The sequence below is a fragment of the Acinetobacter pollinis genome (assembly GCF_015627175.1).
In the GTDB taxonomy this organism is placed as follows: Bacteria; Pseudomonadota; Gammaproteobacteria; order Pseudomonadales; family Moraxellaceae; genus Acinetobacter; species Acinetobacter pollinis.
Map to the genome: position 1 here is coordinate 1 of NZ_VTDQ01000070.1, position 4,732 is coordinate 4,732.

3 protein-coding genes and 2 pseudogenes are annotated in these 4,732 nt (G+C 34.9%); 1 reads left to right on the top strand and 4 read right to left on the bottom strand.

What is annotated here, in order from left to right; translation table 11 throughout:
• A pseudogene (locus tag I2F23_RS13500) lies at positions 1-145 on the bottom strand (IS5/IS1182 family transposase); the annotation flags it as partial.
• 414 nt (positions 146-559) lie between these two features.
• On the opposite strand from I2F23_RS13500, the gene I2F23_RS13505 reads away from it, so the two are divergent.
• Positions 560-2,065 (top strand): SulP family inorganic anion transporter, encoded by a 1,506-nt coding sequence (locus I2F23_RS13505; protein ID WP_195773089.1) that lies wholly within the window; start codon positions 560-562, stop codon positions 2,063-2,065.
• A gap of 65 nt (positions 2,066-2,130) precedes the next feature.
• Here I2F23_RS13505 and groL read toward each other — a convergent pair whose 3' ends face one another.
• The 3 genes and pseudogenes from groL to I2F23_RS13520 all read right to left on the bottom strand — a co-directional run.
• On the bottom strand, positions 2,131-3,768 hold the full coding sequence (gene groL / locus I2F23_RS13510) for a chaperonin GroEL (protein WP_195773090.1): 1,638 nt from the start codon (positions 3,766-3,768) through the stop codon (positions 2,131-2,133).
• A 58-nt stretch (positions 3,769-3,826) separates the two neighbouring features.
• Entirely contained in the window at positions 3,827-4,117 is a 291-nt protein-coding gene (locus I2F23_RS13515; protein ID WP_195773091.1) for a co-chaperone GroES, read from the bottom strand.
• 171 nt (positions 4,118-4,288) lie between these two features.
• Positions 4,289-4,732, bottom strand: a pseudogene (locus I2F23_RS13520) (3',5'-cyclic-nucleotide phosphodiesterase); the annotation flags it as partial.

Consider the following 4,732-nt stretch of genomic DNA (forward strand, 5'->3'; position numbering starts at 1 on the left):
GATTTCGACCTTGCTTGCCTTGTGATTGTGCATACCATTGGGTCTTTGGATCAAACCAAATGGAAATATTGCCTCGGTTAATTAAGGTTCGATTATAGGATGACCAATTGGTTGTACGGTAGATTTTAGGGGTAGGCTTATTCATTTTTAAATTATATTGCTGAATAAGCCTTCAATGATAGGTTTGTGCAACAAAGCCCATATCAACTATAAATATTCTTTAATGATAGATTACAAAATATTATTTATTGTTAATTAGCTTATTTTAAAGAAGCTATTTTTCCACATCTGACTTGGATTTGTCTAAAAATAAATTTAATGGCTTTCATATAAGCTTAGGTTATTGAAATTAATAAGATAAATAAAGAATTTAGCTTTACCTAAAAATCATAATTAAACACTGTAATAATCAAAAAACATACATTATTTTAAGGTTATTTTAATGACAGAATATACACATAGTTATATTCATAGATCACATATAAGTATTTAACGTATATATGGGCTTACTTTGACCAAGCTTATGAATATATTTAAATCAAAATAGTGATGGGTTCATATGGAATTTAAAGTTTTAGGAAAAACACTATATTCAGAAGACTTAGTATCTGGCTTAATTGTTTTTTTAGTTGCACTCCCCTTATGTTTAGGAATTGCACTTGCCTCAGGTGCACCACTTTTTTCTGGAATTATTGCAGGTATTGTTGGAGGTATTGTTGTTGGCACATTAAGTGGATCACATCTAAGTGTTTCTGGACCTGCTGCAGGGCTAACTGCAATTATAGTTACACAACTTGATGCTCTAAATGGTAACTATCAAGCATTTTTAGTTTCAGTCGTATTGGCGGGTGTTATACAAATCGTATTTAGTGTTCTTAAACTTGGTGCTTTTGCAAATTATATTCCAAATAGTGTCATTATCGGACTCCTTGCTGGTATTGGTTTAATGCTTATTATTGGCCAAATTCCTCTACTATTTGGTTTAGATCGGTTAAATCAACTAAATGCACAAATGCTAGATCATCCGTTCGATATTGGTTCAGCAATTATTGGTATATTTAGTTTAATATTTATTCTCGTATGGGATAGCTCAAAATTTAAAAAGCTCCCTATTCCATCAATGCTGATTGTAATTATTTTAGCTGGGCTTCTTAATTTTCTTTTTATCCAATCTAACTCTAGTCTAATTATATTTGATGAAAATTTAATTAATTTACCTCAAATATTAAATTCTCATGAAAAATTATTTTTCTTTCCAGATTTTTCTTTTTTGAATTCTAGCCAAATATATATTGGTGCTTTTACTCTGGCGATTATTGCTTCCTTAGAAACTATATTAAACCTTGAGGCAGCCGATAGGATGGATCCATATAAACGTACCTCCCCCCCAAATAGAGAACTTTTTGCACAGGGTATTGGAAATACTTTTTCTGGTTTTATTGGTGGAATGCCAATTACATCTGTTATTGTGCGTAGCTCTATTAATGCAACAAGTGGTTCAAAAACTAAGTTTTCAGCTATTACACATGGTTTATTACTCATAATCGCAGTTTTATTCCTCACACCACTACTCAATTATGTTCCACTATCTACTCTTGCAGCTATTTTACTTCTTACCGGCTATAAGCTTTCAAAGCCAGAACTTTTCATAAATTTTTATAAAAAAGGATGGAAGCAATTTCTTCCATTTATAACTACAGTAATTATTATTGTTACAGTCGACTTACTGGTTGGTGTTATATTTGGCATCGCCGTCAGCTTAACGTTTATCTTATATTATAATCTTCAGAGTGGTATTCATACTAGCTATGAAATAAATCCAAATGGTAATACAACGCATATTCAGCTATTAAGTCATGTCAGCTTTTTAAATCGAGCCATGCTAAGTAAAGCATTATCAAAAGTAAAAGAGAATGAATATGTTATTGTCGATGCATCTCAGATAAATGAAATCGATCCAGATCTTTATATTGTTATTGAGGACTTTAAAAAAGATAAAGCAAAACTTAAAAATATTACAATGCAAATCATAGGTTGTAAAAAAAATAGCTTTGAAATGCTCTAACACCAAAATTAAAAGAAAACCCTCTAAGTCGAGGGTTTTCTTTATTTTAAAATACGCTGGGCGAATTACATCATTCCACCCATTCCGCCCATTCCACCCATATCAGGTGCAGCAGCAGGTTTTTCTTCAGGAATTTCTGTAATCATTGCTTCAGTTGTTAGCATTAAACCTGCAACAGATGCAGCATGCTCAAGCGCAGAACGCGTTACTTTCGCAGGATCTAAAATACCCATCTCGATCATATCGCCATATTCACCAGTTGCAGCGTTGTAACCATAGTTACCTTCGCCTTGCTTAATTGCATTAATTACAACTGATGGTTCATCACCCGCATTTGCAACGATTTGACGTAAAGGGGCTTCAATTGCACGGCGTAAGATATTAATACCCGCTGTTTGATCTTCATTTGCGCCAGTTAGACCATCTAGTGAATTTACTGCGCGTACAAGTGCAACACCACCACCCGCAACAACACCTTCTTCAACTGCAGCACGTGTTGCATGCAAGGCATCGTCTACACGGTCTTTTTTCTCTTTCATCTCAACTTCTGTCGCTGCACCAATTTTAATTACAGCAACACCACCAGCTAACTTAGCAACACGCTCTTGTAACTTTTCACGGTCATATTCAGAAGTTGATTCTTCGATTTGTGCACGAATTTGTTGAACACGCTCATCGATCATTGCTGCATTACCAGCACCATCAACAATTACAGTATTCTCTTTAGATACAGTTACTTTATGTGCGGTACCCAAATCTTCTAAAGAAGCTTTTTCTAAAGACATACCCACTTCTTCAGAAATAACATTTGCACCCGTTAAAATTGCAATATCTTGAAGCATTGCTTTACGACGATCACCAAAGCCAGGTGCTTTTACTGCACATACTTTAATAATACCGCGCATATTATTTACAACAAGTGTTGCTAATGCTTCGCCTTCAACATCTTCGGCAATAATTAATAAAGGCTTACCTGTTTTAGCTACTGCCTCTAAAGTTGTAATCAACTCACGGATATTGCTAATTTTTTTATCAACTAGAAGAATAAATGGATTTTCTAGTTCAGCCGTTAAAGTTTCTTGTTTATTAGAGAAGTACGGGCTAAGGTAACCACGATCGAACTGCATACCTTCAACAACGTCAAGTGCATCTTCAAAGCCTGAACCTTCTTCAACAGTAATTACACCCTCTTTGCCTACTTTTTCCATTGCTTGAGCAATTAGTTTACCCACAGTATGGTCAGAGTTTGCAGAAATAGAGCCCACTTGTTCAATTGCTTTAAAGTCATTCGCAGGCGTTGAATTCTTACGAATGTTTTCAACAGCAACTTTAACCGCAATATCAATACCGCGTTTTAGATCCATTGGGTTCATGCCTGCAGTCACAGACTTAACACCTTCATTTACAATCGCTTGAGCAAGCACAGTCGCTGTTGTTGTACCATCACCAGCTACATCATTTGTTTTTGAAGATACTTCGCGCACAAGTTGTGCACCCATGTTTTCAAACTTATCTTTTAATGTAATTTCTTTTGCAACTGTCACACCATCTTTAGTGATGTGTGGTGCACCAAAAGAACGATCAATCACAACATTACGACCTTTAGGGCCTAAAGTTACTTTTACCGCATCTGCAAGTACATTTACGCCTGCAATCATTTTTGAGCGCGCTGAATCACCAAATTTTACGTCTTTAGCTGACATGATATTACTCCAAAATCTTTGATTTACTTGATCTGATACAAATGAGAGTGTTGTCTTATTAGCTTTCTAAAACAGCTAAAATGTCAGACTCTTTCATAATTAATAACTCTTCACCATCAACTTTAACAGTTGTACCTGCATAAGTACCAAAAAGCACTTTATCGCCAACTTTCACATCTAAAGCACGCACACCATTTTCAGTAATTTGACCATTACCTACAGCAATGACCTCTCCTTCAGATGGTTTTTCTGCTGCTGAACCAGGTAGTAAGATACCGCCTGCTGTTTTTGTTTCTTCTTCAACACGGCGAATAACGACACGATCATGTAATGGGCGAATGTTGCTCATATGTAAAACTCCATCAGACTAAGTCTTGTTTCAAAAATTAATAGCAGCCTTTTCAGTATGATTTATACCACTATTAACACATTGTTCCGATGACATTTTTTTGGGGGTTTAAATAAAAGCTTCAAGGGCAAAAAATAAAAAAAAATATCTTTTGGATTTTTTTTAATCACTTTATGTTTTTCTTAGAATAAATTCGCTATTTTCTTCATCAAATACATAGTTTTCAATACAGCCATTTTTAAAAATAACATTAAAACCATTTGGTTCTTGCTGACGTAATCTCCACGAGGTGGATGTGCCTGAGTGAATATCAAAAATAGAACAAGCATCCAATCGATAAATTTTTGTTAAATCATAAATGCCTGTTAAGTGTAAATGTCCGTGCAACAAACCAAATAAATCGTATTTGCACCATTGCTCCAACGCAGTTTGGGCATATTTGGGACAATCTTTATAGCCATGCCCTTTGTCTTGTGCGACATAAAATGGCTGATGCACTACAATAAGTTTTAACTTATTTTCAGGAGCATACTTTAACTTCTCTGAAACATCATTTAATTGCGCCAAAGAAATAAATCCCTTCGTATGATAGCGAGGACGAATACTATTTACACC

Bases quoted from the DNA above. Each gene is read 5' to 3' on its own strand.
- I2F23_RS13505 (WP_195773089.1), top strand. From the start codon at position 560: ATGGAATTTAAAGTTTTAGGAAAAACACTATATTCAGAAGACTTAGTA.
- groL (WP_195773090.1), bottom strand. From the start codon at position 3,768: ATGTCAGCTAAAGACGTAAAATTTGGTGATTCAGCGCGCTCAAAAATG.
- I2F23_RS13515 (WP_195773091.1), bottom strand. From the start codon at position 4,117: ATGAGCAACATTCGCCCATTACATGATCGTGTCGTTATTCGCCGTGTT.